At 68.4% G+C, this 17,363-nt stretch carries 17 protein-coding genes and 1 tRNA gene; 12 read left to right on the top strand and 6 right to left on the bottom strand.

Going from position 1 to position 17,363, the window contains the following annotated elements; all coding sequences use genetic code 11:
- Window positions 1-80: 80 nt before the first annotated feature.
- A tRNA-Leu gene (locus ACZYY4_RS20005) sits at window positions 81-166 on the bottom strand.
- A gap of 95 nt (window positions 167-261) precedes the next feature.
- Here ACZYY4_RS20005 and ACZYY4_RS20000 point away from each other — a divergent pair.
- Both ACZYY4_RS20000 and ACZYY4_RS19995 read left to right on the top strand, forming a co-directional pair.
- Window positions 262-1,614: a M20/M25/M40 family metallo-hydrolase gene (locus ACZYY4_RS20000; protein ID WP_463811783.1), complete on the top strand. Its 1,353-nt coding sequence runs from the start codon at window positions 262-264 to the stop codon at window positions 1,612-1,614.
- Window positions 1,615-1,633: 19 nt separating this feature from the next.
- Window positions 1,634-2,164 carry a YbhB/YbcL family Raf kinase inhibitor-like protein gene (locus tag ACZYY4_RS19995; protein WP_463811782.1) on the top strand — a complete coding sequence of 177 codons (531 nt, stop codon included), beginning with the start codon at window positions 1,634-1,636 and terminating at the stop codon, window positions 2,162-2,164.
- Window positions 2,165-2,180: 16 nt separating this feature from the next.
- Here the strand turns inward: ACZYY4_RS19995 and ACZYY4_RS19990 are convergent, their stop codons facing one another.
- Genes ACZYY4_RS19990 through ACZYY4_RS19980 form a run of 3 tightly spaced genes read right to left on the bottom strand, consistent with a single transcriptional unit; the run spans window position 2,181 to window position 4,544 of the window.
- Complete coding sequence (locus tag ACZYY4_RS19990; RefSeq protein WP_463811781.1) at window positions 2,181-3,248, bottom strand: quinone-dependent dihydroorotate dehydrogenase; 1,068 nt, start codon at window positions 3,246-3,248, stop codon at window positions 2,181-2,183.
- 4 nt (window positions 3,249-3,252) lie between these two features.
- Complete coding sequence (locus ACZYY4_RS19985) at window positions 3,253-3,519, bottom strand: DUF5703 family protein (RefSeq protein ID WP_463811780.1); 267 nt, start codon at window positions 3,517-3,519, stop codon at window positions 3,253-3,255.
- Complete coding sequence (locus ACZYY4_RS19980) at window positions 3,516-4,544, bottom strand: YncE family protein (RefSeq protein WP_463811794.1); 1,029 nt, start codon at window positions 4,542-4,544, stop codon at window positions 3,516-3,518. Before ACZYY4_RS19980 ends, ACZYY4_RS19985 begins: the two co-directional genes overlap by 4 nt.
- A 128-nt stretch (window positions 4,545-4,672) precedes the next feature.
- Here ACZYY4_RS19980 and ACZYY4_RS19975 point away from each other — a divergent pair, with 128 nt between their 5' ends.
- Genes ACZYY4_RS19975 through ACZYY4_RS19955 form a run of 5 tightly spaced genes read left to right on the top strand, consistent with a single transcriptional unit; the run spans window position 4,673 to window position 7,992 of the window.
- Window positions 4,673-4,966: a hypothetical protein gene (locus tag ACZYY4_RS19975; protein WP_463811779.1), complete on the top strand. Its 294-nt coding sequence runs from the start codon at window positions 4,673-4,675 to the stop codon at window positions 4,964-4,966.
- A gap of 48 nt (window positions 4,967-5,014) precedes the next feature.
- Entirely contained in the window at window positions 5,015-5,869 is an 855-nt protein-coding gene (locus ACZYY4_RS19970) for an undecaprenyl-diphosphate phosphatase (RefSeq protein ID WP_463811793.1), read from the top strand.
- Complete coding sequence (locus ACZYY4_RS19965; RefSeq protein WP_463811778.1) at window positions 5,866-6,552, top strand: histidine phosphatase family protein; 687 nt, start codon at window positions 5,866-5,868, stop codon at window positions 6,550-6,552. Before ACZYY4_RS19970 ends, ACZYY4_RS19965 begins: the two co-directional genes overlap by 4 nt.
- Before the next feature lie 50 nt (window positions 6,553-6,602).
- Window positions 6,603-7,196: a DUF3090 domain-containing protein gene (locus ACZYY4_RS19960; RefSeq protein WP_463811777.1), complete on the top strand. Its 594-nt coding sequence runs from the start codon at window positions 6,603-6,605 to the stop codon at window positions 7,194-7,196.
- Complete coding sequence (locus tag ACZYY4_RS19955; protein ID WP_463811775.1) at window positions 7,180-7,992, top strand: SCO1664 family protein; 813 nt, start codon at window positions 7,180-7,182, stop codon at window positions 7,990-7,992. The genes ACZYY4_RS19960 and ACZYY4_RS19955 overlap by 17 nt, the downstream gene beginning before the upstream one ends.
- A 9-nt stretch (window positions 7,993-8,001) precedes the next feature.
- Here ACZYY4_RS19955 and ACZYY4_RS19950 read toward each other — a convergent pair whose 3' ends face one another.
- The gene (locus tag ACZYY4_RS19950; protein ID WP_463811774.1) at window positions 8,002-8,577 is read right to left on the bottom strand and encodes a TetR/AcrR family transcriptional regulator; all 576 of its coding nucleotides are present in this window, start codon (window positions 8,575-8,577) and stop codon (window positions 8,002-8,004) included.
- Window positions 8,578-8,633: 56 nt separating this feature from the next.
- Here ACZYY4_RS19950 and ACZYY4_RS19945 point away from each other — a divergent pair, with 56 nt between their 5' ends.
- The 4 genes from ACZYY4_RS19945 to ACZYY4_RS19930 all read left to right on the top strand — a co-directional run bounded on the left by ACZYY4_RS19945 (window position 8,634) and on the right by ACZYY4_RS19930 (window position 12,501).
- Window positions 8,634-9,485 carry a phytanoyl-CoA dioxygenase family protein gene (locus ACZYY4_RS19945; RefSeq protein WP_463811792.1) on the top strand — a complete coding sequence of 284 codons (852 nt, stop codon included), beginning with the start codon at window positions 8,634-8,636 and terminating at the stop codon, window positions 9,483-9,485.
- Window positions 9,486-9,508: 23 nt separating this feature from the next.
- Window positions 9,509-10,282 (top strand): 3'(2'),5'-bisphosphate nucleotidase CysQ, encoded by a 774-nt coding sequence (locus ACZYY4_RS19940; RefSeq protein WP_463811773.1) that lies wholly within the window; start codon window positions 9,509-9,511, stop codon window positions 10,280-10,282.
- A gap of 81 nt (window positions 10,283-10,363) precedes the next feature.
- Complete coding sequence (mshC, locus tag ACZYY4_RS19935) at window positions 10,364-11,599, top strand: cysteine--1-D-myo-inosityl 2-amino-2-deoxy-alpha-D-glucopyranoside ligase (RefSeq protein WP_463811772.1); 1,236 nt, start codon at window positions 10,364-10,366, stop codon at window positions 11,597-11,599.
- Between the two features lie 29 nt (window positions 11,600-11,628).
- Window positions 11,629-12,501, top strand: a complete 873-nt coding sequence (locus ACZYY4_RS19930; protein ID WP_463811771.1) for an SDR family oxidoreductase — start codon at window positions 11,629-11,631, stop codon at window positions 12,499-12,501.
- 27 nt (window positions 12,502-12,528) lie between these two features.
- On the opposite strand, the gene ACZYY4_RS19925 is transcribed toward ACZYY4_RS19930, so the two are convergent.
- Window positions 12,529-13,395, bottom strand: a complete 867-nt coding sequence (locus ACZYY4_RS19925; protein ID WP_463811770.1) for a PAC2 family protein — start codon at window positions 13,393-13,395, stop codon at window positions 12,529-12,531.
- 289 nt (window positions 13,396-13,684) lie between these two features.
- Here ACZYY4_RS19925 and metH point away from each other — a divergent pair, with 289 nt between their 5' ends.
- On the top strand, window positions 13,685-17,362 hold the full coding sequence (metH, locus tag ACZYY4_RS19920) for a methionine synthase (protein ID WP_463811791.1): 3,678 nt from the start codon (window positions 13,685-13,687) through the stop codon (window positions 17,360-17,362).
- Window position 17,363: the final 1 nt, after the last annotated feature.

Raw genomic sequence — 17,363 nt, 5'->3', positions numbered from 1 at the left:
AAAGCCCCGGCAAAAGCCAGGGCAATCTGTAACCGATGACGCGACTCAGATGTCACCTATGACGCGACTCATCACAAGTGTGTCCGAGGGGGGACTTGAACCCCCACGCCCATTAATAGGGCACTAGCACCTCAAGCTAGCGCGTCTGCCATTCCGCCACTCGGACCAACCCGGATCAGCCCGGGCAGCTAAGGCTAACGGATGCCCAGCGCCAGACCCAAGCCAGCCCACACGGCACCATCCGAAGGCCGATGCGACGAAGTGGTAGGAAAGGTAACTGTGACGGTCTACCCCGATGCAGCCGATGAAGTGGTCGAGATCGTCAGCACTCTCATCCGGTTTGACACCTCCAACACCGGTGAGCCGGACACCACCAAGGGTGAAGCAGAGTGCGCCCGATGGGTGGCCGCGCAGCTCGAGGAAGCCGGCTTCCAGACCGAGTACGTCGAGTCCGGCGCACCGGGACGCGGCAACGTGTTCGCGCGGCTGGCGGGCTCCGACCCGTCACGCGGGGCGCTGCTGATCCACGGGCACCTCGACGTGGTGCCCGCCGAGGCGAGCGAGTGGAGTGTGCACCCGTTCTCCGGTGCGGTCACCGACGGCTATGTCTGGGGCCGCGGCGCGGTCGACATGAAGGACATGGTCGGCATGATGATCGCGGTGGCCAGACACCTGGCCCGCGCCGGGATCACCCCGCCGCGCGATCTGGTGTTCGCGTTCGTCGCCGACGAGGAGGCCGGCGGAAAGTACGGGGCGCATTGGCTGGTGGAGAACCGGCCGGACCTGTTCGCCGGCGTCACCGAAGCGATCGGCGAGGTCGGCGGTTTCTCACTGACGGTGCCGCGCCGCGACGGCGGGGAGCGCCGGCTCTATCTGATCGAGACCGCCGAAAAGGGGTTGTGCTGGATGCGGTTGCGGGCCCACGGTCGCGCCGGGCACGGGTCGATGATCAACGACGCCAACGCCGTGACCATCCTGACCGAGGCGGTGGCACGGCTGGGCAAACACCGGTTCCCGCTGGTGCTCACCGAGGCCGTCGAGCAGTTCTTGGCGGCGGTCTCCGAGGAGACCGGGCACGCCATCGACGTCGACTCGCCGGACCTGGAAGGAATGATCGAGAAGCTGGGGCCGATCGCCCGGATCGTCAACGCCACCCTGCGCGACACCGCCACCCCGACCATGCTGCAGGCCGGCTACAAGGCCAACGTCATTCCCGCGACCGCAGAGGCGGTGCTGGACTGCCGGGTGCTGCCCGGGCGTCAGGCGGCGTTCGAAGCCGAGGTCGACGAACTGATCGGCCCGGACGTGACCCGGGAATGGATCACCAACCTGCCGCCGGTGCAGACCTCCTTCGACGGCGATCTGGTCGAGGCCATGAACGCCGCGCTGCTGGTCTGCGACCCCGATGCCCGAACCGTTCCCTACATGCTGTCCGGGGGAACGGACGCAAAAGCGTTCGCCCAGGTGGGTATTCGCTGCTTCGGTTTCGCTCCGCTGCGGCTGCCGCCGGACCTCGACTTCTCCGCGCTGTTCCACGGGGTCGACGAGCGGGTCCCGGTGGACGCATTGACGTTCGGAACGCGGGTACTCCAACACTTCCTGACACACTGTTGATCAAACGAGAGGACTGCCCATGAGCTCCGCCCCCGATCCCTATGCCGCGCTACCCGAGCTGCCGACCTTCACGCTGACCTCGTCGTCGCTGACCGACGGCGAGTCGCTGGCCAACCCCCAGGTCAGCGGAATCATGGGCGCCGGGGGGCAGGACGCCAGCCCGCAGCTGAGCTGGTCGGGCTTCCCGGAGGAGACCCGCAGCTTCGCGGTCACCGTCTATGACCCGGACGCGCCCACCGCGTCGGGATTCTGGCACTGGGCGGTGGCCAACCTGCCGGCCACCTGCACCGAGCTGCCCGAGGGCGTCGGCGACGGCAGTCTGCTTCCCGGTGATGCGCTGACCCTGGTCAACGACGCCGGCATGCGCCGCTACGTGGGCGCCGCTCCGCCGGCCGGTCACGGTGCGCACCGCTACTACGTCGCGGTGCACGCCGTCGACACCGAGAAGCTGGACCTGGCCGAGGACGCCAGCCCGGCCTTTCTGGGCTTCAACCTGTTCATGCGCGCGATCGCGCGTGCGGTGATCGTCGGCACCTACGAGCAGAAGTAACGGACCCGGGGGTGGGCTAGCGCGCGGCGGAGCCGACCGCCTCGGCCAGCGACGCGAACCCGCCGGCACGCAACCGGTCGGCCAGGCCGTCGTGGATGTTGCGGGCCCACAGACCGCCGCCGTAGATGAACCCGGTGTAGCCCTGCAGCAGCGACGCGCCGGCGGTGATCCGCTCCCAGGCGTCGTCGGCGTCTTCGATGCCGCCGACGCTGATCAGGACCAGCCGGTCACCGACGCGGGCGTACAGCCGCCGCAGCACTTCGAGAGCCCGGCGCGCCACCGGCGGGCCGGAGATCCCGCCGGGCCCGAGTTCTGCCACCCCCGGGGTGACCAGCCCGTCGCGGGACACCGTGGTGTTGGTGGCCACGATCCCGGCCAGGCCCAGTTCCACCGACAGGTCGGCCACGGCATCCAGGTCATCGTCGGCCAGATCCGGAGCGATCTTCACCAGCACCGGCCTGGTGGTCTCGGCGCGCACCGCGGCCAGGATCGGCCGCAGCTGTTCTACTGCCTGCAGATCGCGCAGCCCCGGGGTGTTCGGCGAACTGACATTGACCACCAGATAGGCGGCCAGCGGCGCGAGCAGCCGGGCGCTGGCCCGGTAGTCCTGCACTGCGTCCTCGGCCGGGGTGACCTTGGTCTTGCCGATGTTGACCCCGATCGGCACGTCGGCGTGATGCCTGGCCAGCCTGGCGGCCAGCGCGTCGGCCCCGTGGTTGTTGAACCCCATCCGGTTGAGCAGGCCACGGTCGTCGGGTAGCCGGAACAGCCGCGGGGCGGGGTTGCCGGGCTGCGGCGCCGCGGTAACGGTGCCCACCTCGGCGTAACCGAAACCCAATGCGCCCCAGGCTTTCAACCCGACGCCGTCCTTGTCGAACCCGGCGGCCAGCCCGAGCGGCCCGGGAAACTGCACCCCGAACACCGTGCTGGCCAGTATCGGGTCATGCGGCGCCAGCCGGTGCTGCAGAATCCGCCGTGCCGGCGAGAGGGCGGTGGCACCGCGCAGGGTGACGAACGCCAGGGTGTGACTGCGTTCCGGCGGCATCGCGAACAGCGCGCGGCGCAGCACGCCGTAGAAACCCATCCGCCTACAACCCCGGCTGATCGACGCAGCGGCTCGGCGTAACCGCGTTCAAGTGCCTCTTCTTGCGGCGCAACAACACCCGCCTGCTCCCATCGGTGTACAACCGCACCCGGGTCAGCTCCCAACCTCGATATTCGGCTTCGATCGACAGCCGGGTCGAGGCGCCTATGCGGGTGACCTCCGGTGGCAGCCGCAGTGGAATCCATTCGTATTCATCGGACAGTTCGGCCTCCCAGCCCGCCGGCAGCCGGCGTGGCCGCAGCGCGGTCAACGTTGCCTCGCCGCATGCTCGATGATCTGGACCCCCGCCCCGACGCCGGACACCACGTACAAGGTGTCCGACTTGTCGTCGAAGGCCAAGGTGTTGGGCTGCTGCACGGTCGGGTATCGAACCTTCTCCACGGGAATTCCGGTGCTCAGATCGTAGCCGACCACGGTGTTCGTCGCGGTCTGCGACACCCACGCGAACCCCCGCGCGCCGGCTACCCCATAGGGGGACTGCGGCACCGGGTAGGCCTGCCGCAGAATCAGCGGATCCACGCCGTACACCAGCAGCTGGCCACCGCGGGTGTCCGCCGCCAACACCGGTCCGTGCGGATCAGCCGCCAGGGTCGTCGCGCCCTGGCCGGCGCGCAGCGCGTACTGCGGCTTGCCGTCGGGGCCGATGGTGGTCACCGACGTCTGACCCCGGTCCAGCACGACGGAGGTATCGCCTTGCGTCACAATCTCATCGACGCGGGCGAAGATCTTCGCCCGTTCGGCCGTCCGCGCGCCGTCGGAGGTCAGGGTGTGGACCGCGCCGTCCGCACTGCCCAACACCATCGTGCCGTCGCTGCGCCGGGCGATCGCGGTGAAGTCGACGCCGGCGGCATCGTCGACGTCGACCCTGCTGATGTGGCGGGTGGTCAGGTCGAGGGTGAAGTAGCCGCCGTGGCCGGACAGGTAGGCCACCCCCCGGCCGTCGCCGGTCAGCGCGGTCGCCGGGCCCGGCATCGCCAGGACGGCGTGATCGGGCGCGCCGACCAAGTTGACGCTCGCGGGCGCCTGTGCGTCGGGTCCGGGGCTCAGCACCACCAGCAACCCGGTGGCGGCATCGAACGCTGCGCCGGTGGCCCGCCCGGTCAGCGGCCGCACCGTACCGGCCGGGCGCTCGGACACCGCGGGTGAGAAGGCGGGCTGCGCCGGCGGGATCGTCGGCGGCGGCGCGGTGACGGGGTTGGACGAGCATGCCGTGAGCAGCAACAGCAGCGACAACAACAGGCCGGACAGGGGCCTGCGGGGGGAGTGCTTCGGCACGGGCAGCTCTTCCAGCTCGTCGCGGTCGGTGGTCGACTCGGGGGCGAACACCGATTCTAAGTAAGGCGTTGACGCCCATCGGCATGTCCGGGGTAACTATAAGTTCGCTTAGGTGTAACCTTCCCGCCATGACTGTGGCCGAAGACTGGCAACTGGCATGTTCGGAATTCCTCGTGGAGGAGATCTGGACCGGCGCATTCGCGAGCGGGTTCGGCGAGGTCGGTGACGGCCGCAGCTTCTCCTTCCGCATCGAGCAGCAGCTGCTGGTGGTCGACATCTACCGGCCCCTGCTGGACTGCCCGGTCCCGCACGAGGAGGACGTGGTGGCCACGGCGAGCCGAAACCTCTTCGACATCGACGTCGCCGACGAGCGCAGCCTGGCCGCCGCCGTTCGTGACGTGGTAGCCGATCTGACCCGCTGAGTTTCGCCCGGTACGGTCTTCGTCGTGTCGGTACTCGAGGCTGCTGGGATGTCATGGCCGCAGGTCGTCGTCCTGGCGATTGTCCAGGGGCTCACCGAATTTCTGCCGGTCTCATCTTCAGGGCACCTGGCGCTGTTGTCGCGGCTGTTCTTCGGCGGTGACGCCGGGGCCTCCTTCACCGCGGTGACCCAACTCGGCACCGAGGTGGCGGTACTGGTCTATTTCGCCAGGGACATCGCGCGGATCGCTACGGCCTGGCTGTCCGGGGTGGCCTCGGCGCTCACCAAGACGCAACTGGCCCCCGACCGCGAGACCGATTACCGGATGGGTTGGTACGTCATCATCGGCACCATCCCGATCTGCGTGCTGGGGCTGGTGTTCACCGACCAGATCCGGTCCGGGGTGCGCAATCTGTGGGTGGTCGCCACCGCGCTGGTGGTGTTCTCGGTGGTGATCGCCGCGGCTGAATACCTCGGCCGGCAGACCCGCCACGCCGAGCAGCTGACCTGGCGCGACGCCGTCCTGGTGGGCTCGGCGCAAACGCTTGCGCTGGTTCCCGGGGTGTCCCGCTCCGGCGCCACCATCAGCGCCGGGCTGTTTGCCGGCCTGGACCGGGAGTTGGCCGCCCGCTTCGGATTCCTGCTGGCCATCCCGGCGGTGTTCGCCTCCGGACTGTTCTCGCTGCCGGACGCGTTTCACCCGGCCGGTGCGGGGATGAGCGCCAGCGGCCCGCAACTGTTGGTGGCCACTCTGATCGCCTTCGGGGTGGGCTGGGCGGCGGTGGCCTGGTTCCTGCGTTTCCTGGTTTCGCACAGCATGTACTGGTTCGTCGGCTACCGGGTGCTCGCCGGTGTGACGATCCTGGTGCTGCTGGCCACCGGTGTCCTGGCGGCCCAGTCATGACCGTCATCCTGCTGCGGCACGGCCGCTCCAGCGCGAACACCGCCGGCGTCCTGGCCGGACGTTCCGCGGGCGTCGACCTCGACGCCGTGGGCCGCGAGCAGGCCGCACAGGTCGTCCACCGGCTCGCCGGTCTGCCGATCAAGGCGCTGGTGCGCTCACCGCTGCTGCGCTGCCGCAGCACCCTCGAACCGCTGGCCGCCGCGCTGGGGCTGGAGCCGGTCATCGACGACCGGCTCGCCGAAGTCGACTACGGGGCCTGGACCGGGCGCAAGATGAGCGAGCTGACCGGCGAACCGCTGTGGCGGGTGGTGCAGGCCCAGCCCAGCGCCGCGGTGTTCCCCGACGGCGAAGGGCTGGCACAGGTGCAGGCCCGAGCGGTCGCCGCGGTCCGCGACCACGACCGGCAGCTGGCCGAGCAGCACGGCGCCGACGTGCTGTGGCTGGCCTGTACCCACGGCGACGTCATCAAGGCCGTCCTCGCCGACGCACTCGGCGTCCACCTGGACGGTTTCCAGCGGATCACCGCCGACACGGCCTCGGCGAGCGTGATCCGCTACACGCCGTTGCGCCCGTTCGTCATCCATCTCAACCACACCGGCGCCTCACTGGCTGCCGCGCTCAAGAATTCGCCGCCCGCCGACGGCTCGTCAAGCGACGCCGTAGTCGGTGGATCCACCACCTAGTCGACACGGATACCGGTGTGATCGCCGACTGCCGGTATTTTGGAGATGCCATGTCCCGAGCAATCCACGTTTTTCGCACTCCCGACCGCTTCGTGGCCGGGACCGTCGGCCAGCCCGGGAATCGCACCTTCTACCTGCAAGCGGTGCATGACGAGCGGGTGGTCTCGGTGGTGCTGGAAAAGCAGCAGGTGGCGGTGCTCGCCGAGCGGATCGGCGCGCTGTTGCTGGAGGTCAACCGCCGATTCGGCACCCCGGTACCGCCCGAACCCACTGAGGTCGACGACCTGAACCCGCTGGTGACGCCGGTGGACGCCGAGTTCCGGGTCGGAACCATGGGGTTGGGTTGGGACTCCGAGGCGCAGACCGTGGTGGTCGAACTGCTGGCGGTCAGCGAGACCGAATTCGACGCGTCGGTGGTTCTCGACGACACCGATGAGGGCCCGGACGCGGTGCGGGTGTTCCTGACGCCGGAGTCGGCGCGGCAGTTCGCCACCCGATCCAACCGGGTCATCTCCGCGGGCCGCCCGCCGTGCCCGCTGTGCGACGAGCCGCTGGATCCGGCCGGCCACATCTGCGTCCGCACCAACGGCTATCGGCGGGGCGCATTCGGGCCCGACGATGAGCCCGATGACTCCGACGTCTGACGATCGGGAGGCGTTGCGCTCCGGGGAGCTGGAGGTCCTGGGCCGCATCCGCTCGGCGAGCAACGCCACCTTTCTGTGCGAGGCGACGCTGGGGGAGCATCGCACCCACTGCGTGTACAAGCCGATCGCCGGTGAGCAGCCGCTCTGGGACTTCCCGGACGGCACGCTGGCCGGTCGCGAGCTGGTCGCGCACCTGATCTCGGCCGAACTGGGCTGGAATCTGGTGCCCTACACCATTATTCGTGACGGCCCGGCAGGTCCGGGAATGGTGCAGCTGTGGGTGGATCAACCCGGCGACGGCGACGAGGAGGCGCCGTCGGGACCGGACCTGGTCGACCTGGTGCCGGTCGGCAAGATCCCGGCCGGCTATCTGTCGGTGTTGCGGGCCTATGACTACGCCGGCGACCCGGTCGTTCTGGTGCACGCCGACGACGCCCGGCTGCGTCGCATGGCGGTCTTCGACATGGTGATCAACAACGCCGACCGCAAGGGCGGTCACATTCTGTGCGGCACCGACGGCAACGTCTACGGCGTCGATCACGGCGTGAGTCTGCACACCCAGGACAAGTTGCGCACCGTGCTGTGGGGCTGGGCAGGCACTCCTGTCGACGGCGAGACGTTGCCGGCGGTGTCGCAGCTGGCCGCGGCGCTGGAAGGTCCGCTGGCCGGGGCGCTGCAACCGCACCTGACGTCCACCGAGATCAGCGCCCTGCGGCGGCGCGTCGAAGACCTGCTGGAGCATCCGGTGATGCCCGGCCCGAACAGTCATCGCCCGATACCCTGGCCGGCGTTTTAGCCGTCTTCGTCAGGCTATGCCGAGAGTGCCGGCGGTCAGTCGCCACAGCCTTTCGGCGACGCGGTCCGGGTCGGGGCGTGGTGCGGTCCGCAGCTGTTGCGCGACTCCGAGGCGCAGGCCGCCGATCACGTAGGCGCCGGCGCTGTCGGGGTCGATGTCGGTGGGCAGCTGACCGAGGTCCTGGCCGTGGCGGATGTTGGCGGCTGCGTCGTCGCTCATGTTCTGGATGTAGACGGACTCCAACTCGCTGAGCTGGGGGTCCAGCGCGATACGGGCGAGCAGTACGCCCGCCAGCGGACTCTGGAAGTGGTAGGCGACGAAGCATCGCGTGCGCTCGCGTTCCCGACTGCCCCAGTCGGCATCCGGAAGATGCGCGTCGGCGGTCGCTGTGCGCAGCCCGGTGTAGAAGCCGTCGTAGATGGCGGCGAGCAGGCCGGCCTTGGAGCCGAAGTGGTGATACAGCGCGCCGGTGCTGAGCCCGGCCCGGCGGGTGAGCGCGCCGAGCTCCAACGCCCCTCCGCCGTCTATCAATTCGTCGCGGGCCGCATCAAGTAGTTGTTGACGCCCGACCGGAGCTCGTGCCACAATTCGACAATAACAGAAATCGGTTATGTTATTTGGATGGAGGTGCTCCGGTGGGTGTGGAGGTGAAGGACCGACACGACTTGTTGGACAAGGACCTGGCCGGTACCTACCGTCGCAGCGCGAGCGCCGGCGCAAGCGTGGATCCGGAAGTCGTCGCCGCGGATCTGGCCGCGCTGGAGCGCGACGGATCTGTCATCCTGCCCGATCTGCTCAGCGCAGCCGAGCTGGCGGAGATTCGTGCGAGCGTCACTCCTTTGTTGGACCGGACCGGACGCAACGGGTTCGAAGGTCGTGCGACGCAACGGGTCTACAGCGTGCTCAACAAGACCCGCGCCTGCGACCGCATCGTGGACCATCCCCGGGTACTGGCCCTGCTGGACCGCCTGTTCATGCCTAACTACCTGCTGTCGATGCTGCAGGTGATCAACATCGAGCCGGGCGAGCAGGCCCAGATGCTGCACACCGACGACGGCTTCTATCCGCTGCCGAGGCCGCGAAAAGCGTTGGGGGCGGCCACGATCTGGGCCATTGACGATTTCACCGGCGACAACGGCGCCACCGACATTCTGGTCGGCAGTCACCGGTGGGGAGACCGTGAGCCCACCGATGCCGACCGCGAACCGGTGGTGATGAGCGCCGGGTCCTGCGTATTCTTCCCCGGCACCCTGTGGCACGGCGGTGGCGCGAATCGATCGGAGCAGGCGCGACTGGCGGTGACCGCTCAATACTGTGAGCCGTGGCTGCGCCCGCAGGAGGCGTTCACCCTCTCCATGACGCGGGACACGGTGCGCGTCGTTTCCGAGGATATTCGCCGGATGCTGGGCTACAGCATTCATCCGCCGTTCATCGGCCAGGTCGACGGGATGCACCCCAAGCGACTGTTGGAGCCCGGCGCGCAGCAGCTCTGATCGCGGCGGGGATACTGCCAGACGTGACGTTGACCGACGCAGCGCTGGCCGCCGAACTCGCCGTCGAGGCCGGAAAGCTGTTGCTGGCGGTCCGCGACGAGGTGGGATTCGCCCAGCCGTGGCACCTCGGCGACGCCGGTGACGGGCGGGCCAACCGCTTGATCCTCGACGCCCTCAAGACCGCCCGCCCCGACGACGCCGTGCTCAGCGAGGAGTCGCCTGACGACCTGGCCCGGCTGCACTGCGACCGGGTGTGGATCGTCGACCCGCTCGACGGCACCCGCGAGTTCACCACGCCGGGACGCGACGACTGGGCGGTGCACATCGCGTTGTGGCAGCGGGACGGCGACGGATCGGGCGCCATCACCGACGCCGCGGTGTCGCTGCCGGCCCGCGGCAACGTGGTGTTTCGCACCGACACGGTCACCTCGGGTCACACGCACACCGGCACCCCGAACCCCATCCGGGTTGCGGTCAGCGCCTCCCGGATGCCGGCGGTGGTGCGTTTCCTCCGCGAGGTGGTGCCGGTCGAACCGGTGCTGATGGGCTCGGCCGGCGCCAAGGCCATGGCCGTGGTGCGCGGTGACGTGGACGCCTACCTGCACGCCGGCGGCCAGTGGGAGTGGGATTCGGCGGCCCCGGCGGGCGTGGTGCAGGCGGCCGGTCTGCACGCCACCCGGCTCGACGGGTCACCGCTGCGCTACAACCGGCCGGACCCGTACCTTCCCGACCTGCTGATGTGCCGGCCGGATGTGGCGCCGACACTGCTGGACGCGGTGCGGCGAACATTGCTCTAGAGGCTGTGTTGATGCGGCGGTTCCAGCTTCACCTCGCCTCCGGCGAGCCTCGCTAAACCGCCGGGCTTTACAGTCGGGGGCATGCAATCGTGGTCCGCGCCGGCCGTTCCGGCCCTGCCCGGGCGCGGCCCGGCGCTGCGCCTGTATGACACCGCCGACCGGCAGATCCGCCCGGTGTCGCCGGGCCCGACGGCCACCATGTACGTCTGCGGCATCACTCCCTACGACGCCACCCATCTCGGCCATGCCGCCACCTATCTGGTGTTCGACCTGATTCACCGGCTCTGGCTCGACGCCGGCCATCAGGTGAACTACGTGCAGAACGTCACAGACGTCGACGACCCGCTGCTCGAGCGTGCCGACCGGGACGGTGTGGACTGGCGGAGCCTGGCGTCCAGTCAAGTCGAGTTGTTCGCCACGGACATGGCCGCGCTGCGGGTGCTGCCGCCGCAGCACTACGTGGCGGCCACCGAGGCCATCAACGACGTAGTGGAGGCGGTGGAAAAGATGCTGGCCGCCGGATCGGCCTACGTCGTCGACGGCGACCACCCGGACGTCTACTACCGCGCCGACGCCACCGACCAGTTCGGCTACGAGTCCGGTTTCGACCGTGCCACCATGCTGGAACTGTTCGCCGAGCGCGGCGGCGATCCGGACCGGGCCGGCAAGGCCGATCCGCTCGACGCCCTGCTGTGGCGCGCCGCCCGGCCGGGTGAACCCAGCTGGCCTGCGCCGTTCGGCGCCGGACGGCCCGGCTGGCACGTCGAGTGCGCCGCGATCGCCCTGAGCCGCATCGGCACCGGCCTCGACATCCAGGGCGGCGGATCCGATCTGATCTTCCCGCACCACGAGTTCTCCGCCGCACACGCCGAATCCCTCACTGCGGAGCGCCGGTTCGCCCGCCACTACGTGCACGCCGGGATGATCGGCTGGGACGGGCACAAGATGTCCAAGAGCCGCGGGAACCTGGTGCTGGTGTCGAAGCTGCGCGCCGACGGCGTGGAGCCGGCAGCGATCCGACTGGGCCTGCTGGCCGGGCACTACCGCAGCGACCGGTTCTGGGTCGACGCCACTCTTGCCGAGGCCGGGGTCCGACTGGACCGCTGGCGCGCAGCGACCGCACTGCCCGCCGGTCCTGCTGCCGACGACGTTGTCGCGCGGGTGCGCCGCTACCTCGCCGATGATCTGGACACCGTCAAAGCGCTTGCCGCACTGGATGGTTGGACTACGGATGCACTGGAGTACGGCGGTCACGACACCGCCGCACCGCGGCTGGTGGCCACTGCGGTGGACGCACTGCTGGGCGTGGCGCTCTAGACCACCGACGCCGGGGGTAGTTTGGCCGCATGGTTGCCATTCACTCCCAAGTCATCTTCATCACCGGCGGCGCGCACGGTATCGGCGAGCAGCTGGCCCGCCGGCTGCACGCCAAGGGCGCCTCGCTGGTGGTGACCGACCTGGATGAGGCCGCCCTCGGCAAGCTGGCCGGTGACCTCGGTGACCGGATCCTGACAGCCGTCGCCGATGTGCGGGATCTGACCGCGATGCAGTCGGTGGCCGCGCAGGCCGCAGAGCGTTTCGGCGGTATCGACACTGTCGTCGCCAACGCCGGTATCGCCAGCTACGGGTCGGTGCTGAATGTGGACCCCGAGACGTTCAAGCGGGTCATCGACGTCGACGTGGTCGGGGTGTTCAATACCGTGCGCGCCGCTCTGCCGTCGGTCATCGAGCGTCGCGGCTATGTGCTGGTGGTGTCCTCGCTGGCGGCGTTCAGTCCGCTGGCCGGGATGGCGTCCTACGACGTGGCCAAGGCCGGGGTCGAGCACTTCGCCAGTGCGTTGCGTCAGGAAGTGGCCTACCAGGGCGTGGAGGTCGGCTCGGCGCACATGGCCTGGATCGACACCCCCTTGGTTCGCGACACCAAGGCCGATCTGGGGGCCTTCGGCGAGATGCTGGCCAAGCTGCCGTGGCCGCTGAACAAGACCACCTCGGTCGACAAGTGTGTCGATGCCTTCGTCGCGGGCATCGAGGGCCGTCGGCGCCGGGTCTACTGCCCGCGCTGGGTGGGGGTGTTCCGCTGGCTCAAGCCGGTGCTGACATTGCGGCCGGTGGAAGGCCCGTTTATCAAGGGAGCCGCCACCATCGTCCCGAAGATGGACGCCGAAGTCGCCGCGCTGGGCCGCTCCACCAGCGCCTACAACGAGGCCTTAGAAAAGTAGAAAGCAAAATAGGCGCAAAGTAGCGCCTCAGCGCCGTCGGCGCCGCAGGTAGCGCTCGAACTCGGCGGCCAGTGCGTCGCCGTCGATCTTGTTCAACGCCTCGGTCATGTCGACCTCGGCGTCACCGCGTTCCTCCAGCGACGTCACGTAGTCGGCGATCTCGTCGTCCTCGCTGGCCATCTCGGTGACCGCCAGCTCCCACTCTTCCGCTTGGGCCGGCAGGTCGCCCAGTGGCACCTCGACGTCCAGGGCGTCCTCGACACGACGCAGCAGCGCCACCGTCGCCTTGGGGTTGGGCGGCTGCGAGACGTAGTGCGGTACCGCCGCCCAGAACGTGACGGCCGGAATCCCGGCGGCCACGCACGCGTCCTGGAACACGCCGGTGATCCCGGTGGGGCCCTCGTAGCGGGTCTCGGTCAGGCCGAACCGGGTGGCCGACTCCGGCGAATACGCCGCCCCCGACACCGGCACCGGGCGGGTGTGCGGCGTGTCGGCCAGCAGCGCTCCCAGGATCACCACGGTGTCGACGTCGAGTTGCTCGATGATCGCCAGCAGTTCGGCGCAGAACGTCCGCCACCGCATGTTCGGTTCCACGCCGCGCATCAGCACGATGTCGCGGTCGCTGCCCGGCGGCCGGCAGTGCGAAACACGCATCGACGGCCACACCAGCTCGCGGGTCACGCCGTCGAGCTGGCGGATCACCGGCCGATTCACCTGGTAGTCGTAGTACGCCTCGTCGTCGATGTCGACGAGCAGGCGGGCCTCCCAGATGTCGTTCAGGTGCTGCACCGCATCGCTGGCGGCGTCGCCGGCGTCGTTCCAGCCCTCGAACGCGGCCACCACGATGGTGTCGTGCAGGTCGGGAAGCGCAGTGCCGTCATCCGGTCGGGTCACACCGCCAGGGTAAGGCCTGCGCAAAGATCATGGGCCCTACCGACGGGCTGAGTCGGCTTGTTCGTTGGGGGGTTTGGCTCCGACGCTTTGTGACGACGTAGACTTTTCAGCGTCGAGAGGCGTTGCAACGGTTCGCCGGTCTTTGCGGTGGCCGCCACGCTCGGCAGAGTTAAGGACGCCTTCCGTCATGGAAGGGATCCACGTGAACGACTCTGAATCGAAAATCGGGCGGTCCGAAACCTTCGCGCCCAACATCCGGCCCGACTGCACCGACGAGCTGACCGCAACGATGCGCCGGCGGATCCTGGTGATCGACGGCGCGATGGGCACGGCGATCCAGCGGGACCGTCCGGACGAGGCCGGCTACCGCGGTGATCGGTTCACCGAGTGGCCGACCGCACTGCAGGGCAACAACGACCTGCTCAACCTGACGCAGCCGCAGATGATCGAGGGGATCCATCGCGAGTACCTCGAGGTGGGCGCGGACATCCTGGAGACCAACACGTTCAACTCGACCGCGGTCTCGCTCTCCGACTACGACATGCACGAGTTGGCCTATGAGCTGAACTACGTAGGCGCCGCGCTGGCCCGCAAGACCGCCGATGAATTCAGCACCCCGGACAAACCCCGCTACGTGGCCGGAACGCTCGGGCCGACGACGCGGACCGCGTCGATCTCGCCGGACGTCAACGACCCCGGAGCCCGCAACGTCTCCTACGACCAGCTGGTCGCCGCCTACCTCGAAGCCGCCAACGGCCTGGTCGACGGTGGTGTCGACATCCTCCTCATCGAGACGATCTTCGATTCGCTGAACGCCAAGGCAGCGGTGTTCGCCGTCGAGACGCTGTTCGAGGACCGCGGGCGTCGCTGGCCGGTCATCATCTCCGGCACCATCACCGATGCTTCCGGGCGCACGTTGTCGGGTCAGGTCACCGAGGCGTTCTGGAACTCGATCCGGCACGCGAAGCCGATCGCGGTGGGCCTCAACTGCGCCCTGGGGGCGCCGGAGATGAGGCCCTACATCGCCGAGATGTCGCGAATCGCGGACACCTACATCTCCTGTTACCCCAACGCCGGCTTGCCCAACGCCTTCGGCGAGTACGACGAGGACCCGGAGCGGCAGGCCGGCTACATCGCCGAATTCGCCGACGCCGGTCTGGTCAACCTGGTCGGTGGGTGCTGCGGCACGGCGCCGGAGCACATCGCCGAGATCGCCAGGGTCGTCGAGGGCAAATCGCCGCGCGAGGTGCCGAAGATCGAGGTCGCGACCCGCCTGTCGGGGCTGGAACCGCTCAACATCACCGACGACTCGCTGTTCGTCAACATCGGTGAACGCACCAACATCACCGGTTCGGCCCGGTTCCGCAACCTGATCAAGGCCGAGGACTACGACACCGCGCTGTCGGTCGCGCTACAACAGGTCGAGGTCGGTTCGCAGGTCATCGACATCAACATGGACGAGGGCATGATCGACGGTGTCGCCGCGATGGACCGGTTCACCAAACTGGTCGCGGCCGAGCCGGACATCAGCCGGATCCCGGTGATGATCGACTCCTCCAAGTTCGAGGTCATCGAGGCCGGCCTGAAGAACGTGCAGGGCAAACCGATCGTCAACTCGATCTCCATGAAGGAGGGCGAGGAGAAGTTCATCCGCGAGGCACGGCTGTGCCGCAAGTACGGCGCCGCCGTCGTCGTGATGGCCTTCGACGAGCAGGGGCAGGCCGACAACCTGGAGCGCCGCAAGGAGATCTGCGGGCGCGCCTACCGGATCCTGACCGAGGAGGTCGGATTCCCGGCCGAGGACATCATCTTCGACCCGAACTGCTTCGCGCTGGCGACCGGCATCGAGGAGCACGCGACCTACGGGATGGACTTCATCGAGGCCTGCGCCTGGATCAAGGAGAACCTTCCCGGGGTGCACATCTCCGGCGGTATCTCGAACGTGTCGTTCTCGTTCCGGGGCAACAACCCGGTCCGCGAGGCGATCCACGCGGTGTTCCTGTTCCACGCCATCAAGGCGGGTCTGGACATGGGCATCGTCAACGCCGGTGCGTTGGTGCCCTACGACTCGATCGACCCCGAACTGCGGGACCGCATCGAGGACGTCGTGCTGAACCGTCGCGAGGATGCGGCCGAACGGCTCCTGGAGATCGCGGAACGGTTCAGCAGCACGGGCGGGGCCTCCGGAGATGCAGCCCCGGCGACGGCCGAGTGGCGCAACCTTCCGGTCCGGGAACGGATCACCCATGCCCTGGTCAAGGGTATCGACGCCTACGCCGAGCCCGACACCGAAGAGCTGCGGGCCGAGATCGCCGCTGCGGGCGGGCGGCCGATCGAGGTGATCGAGGGCCCGCTGATGGACGGCATGAACGTCGTCGGCGATCTCTTCGGTGCGGGAAAGATGTTCCTGCCCCAGGTGGTCAAGTCGGCCCGGGTGATGAAGAAGGCCGTGGCCTACCTGCTGCCGTATATCGAGGAGGAGAAGCAGCCCGGCGAGGGCGATCACACCAACGGCACGATCGTGATGGCGACCGTGAAGGGCGACGTCCACGACATCGGCAAGAACATCGTCGGGGTCGTGCTGCAGTGCAACAACTACACCGTGATCGACCTCGGTGTGATGGTGCCCGCCGACAAGATCTTGGCCGCGGTCAACGAGTACGACGCCGACATGGTCGGCCTCTCCGGCCTGATCACCCCGTCGCTGGAGGAGATGGCCGGCTTCGCCGCCGAGATGGAACGCGAAGGTCTGGAGATCCCGCTGCTGATCGGCGGCGCGACCACCTCGAGCGCCCACACGGCAGTGAAGATCGCGCCGCGGCGCAGCGGTCCGGTGATCTGGGTCAAAGATGCCTCGCGTTCCGTTCCTGTCGCTGCCGCGCTGCTCGACGACAAGCAGCGGCCGGCGCTGCTGGAGCAGACCGCAGCCGACTACGCGTCGCTTCGGGAACGGCACGCTCAGAAGAACGAGCGGCCGATGGTGCCGCTGGAGAAGGCTCGCGCGAACCGGACGCCCATCGAGTGGGACGACTACACGCCGACGGCGCCTGTCCAGGGACTCGGGGTCCGAGAATTCCTTGACTACGACCTCGCTGAGTTGCGCGAGTACATCGACTGGCAGCCGTTCTTCAACGCCTGGGAGATGAAGGGCCGTTTTCCCGACATCCTCAACAACCCGGCTTCGGGCGAGGCCGCCCGCAAGCTGTACGAGGACGCTCAGGAGATGCTCGACAACGCGATCAGCCAGAAGTGGCTGACGGCCAACGCGGTGATCGGGTTCTTCCCGGCGAACGCGGTCGGTGACGACGTCGAGGTCTACACCGACGAGTCCCGTACCGAGGTGCTGACCATGTTCCACAACCTGCGCCAGCAGGGCGCACACCGGGCCGGCATCCCCAACCGGTCGCTGGGTGACTTCATCGCCCCCAAAGAAACCGGTCTGGCCGACTACATCGGCGCCTTCGCCGTCACCGCGGGGCTCGGCAGCGGCGAGAAGATTGCGGAGTTCAAGGAAGACCTCGACGACTACAGCGCGATCCTGCTGGAGTCGGTCGCCGACCGGCTGGCGGAGGCCTTCGCCGAACGGATGCACCAGCGGGTTCGCAAGGAGTTCTGGGGATTCCAGGCGGACGAGACCCTGGACAATGAGGCGCTCATCGCCGAGAAATACCAGGGAATCCGCCCCGCCCCGGGCTACCCGGCCTGCCCGGAGCACACCGAGAAGGCGACGATCTGGAAGTTGATGGACGTCCAAGAGCGGACCCGCATCGAGTTGACCGACTCGATGGCGATGTGGCCCGGCGCCGCCGTCAGCGGCCTGTACTTCTCGCACCCGCAGTCGCAGTATTTCGTGATCGGCCGGTTGGCCCAGGACCAGGTCGCCGACTACGCGAAGCGCAAGGGTTGGACCCTGCCCGAAGCCGAGCGGTGGCTCGGCGCCAACCTCGGCTACAACCCGGAGGACTGAG

It is taken from the genome of Mycobacterium sp. IDUB_21 (genome assembly GCF_055419425.1).
The sequence above is the reverse complement of the archived record's forward strand: the minus strand, read 5'-3'. Positions and strand labels throughout refer to the sequence as shown.

Coding starts and splice junctions, on each gene's coding strand:
- ACZYY4_RS19990 (WP_463811781.1), bottom strand. CDS start 3,248: ATGGGTTTCTACGGCGTGCTGCGCCGCGCGCTGTTCGCGATGCCGCCG.
- metH (WP_463811791.1), top strand. CDS start 13,685: ATGCGCCGGCGGATCCTGGTGATCGACGGCGCGATGGGCACGGCGATC.
- ACZYY4_RS19960 (WP_463811777.1), top strand. CDS start 6,603: ATGTCCCGAGCAATCCACGTTTTTCGCACTCCCGACCGCTTCGTGGCC.
- ACZYY4_RS19975 (WP_463811779.1), top strand. CDS start 4,673: ATGACTGTGGCCGAAGACTGGCAACTGGCATGTTCGGAATTCCTCGTG.
- mshC (WP_463811772.1), top strand. CDS start 10,364: ATGCAATCGTGGTCCGCGCCGGCCGTTCCGGCCCTGCCCGGGCGCGGC.
- ACZYY4_RS19965 (WP_463811778.1), top strand. CDS start 5,866: ATGACCGTCATCCTGCTGCGGCACGGCCGCTCCAGCGCGAACACCGCC.
- ACZYY4_RS19970 (WP_463811793.1), top strand. CDS start 5,015: ATGTCATGGCCGCAGGTCGTCGTCCTGGCGATTGTCCAGGGGCTCACC.
- ACZYY4_RS19955 (WP_463811775.1), top strand. CDS start 7,180: ATGACTCCGACGTCTGACGATCGGGAGGCGTTGCGCTCCGGGGAGCTG.
- ACZYY4_RS19930 (WP_463811771.1), top strand. CDS start 11,629: ATGGTTGCCATTCACTCCCAAGTCATCTTCATCACCGGCGGCGCGCAC.
- ACZYY4_RS19995 (WP_463811782.1), top strand. CDS start 1,634: ATGAGCTCCGCCCCCGATCCCTATGCCGCGCTACCCGAGCTGCCGACC.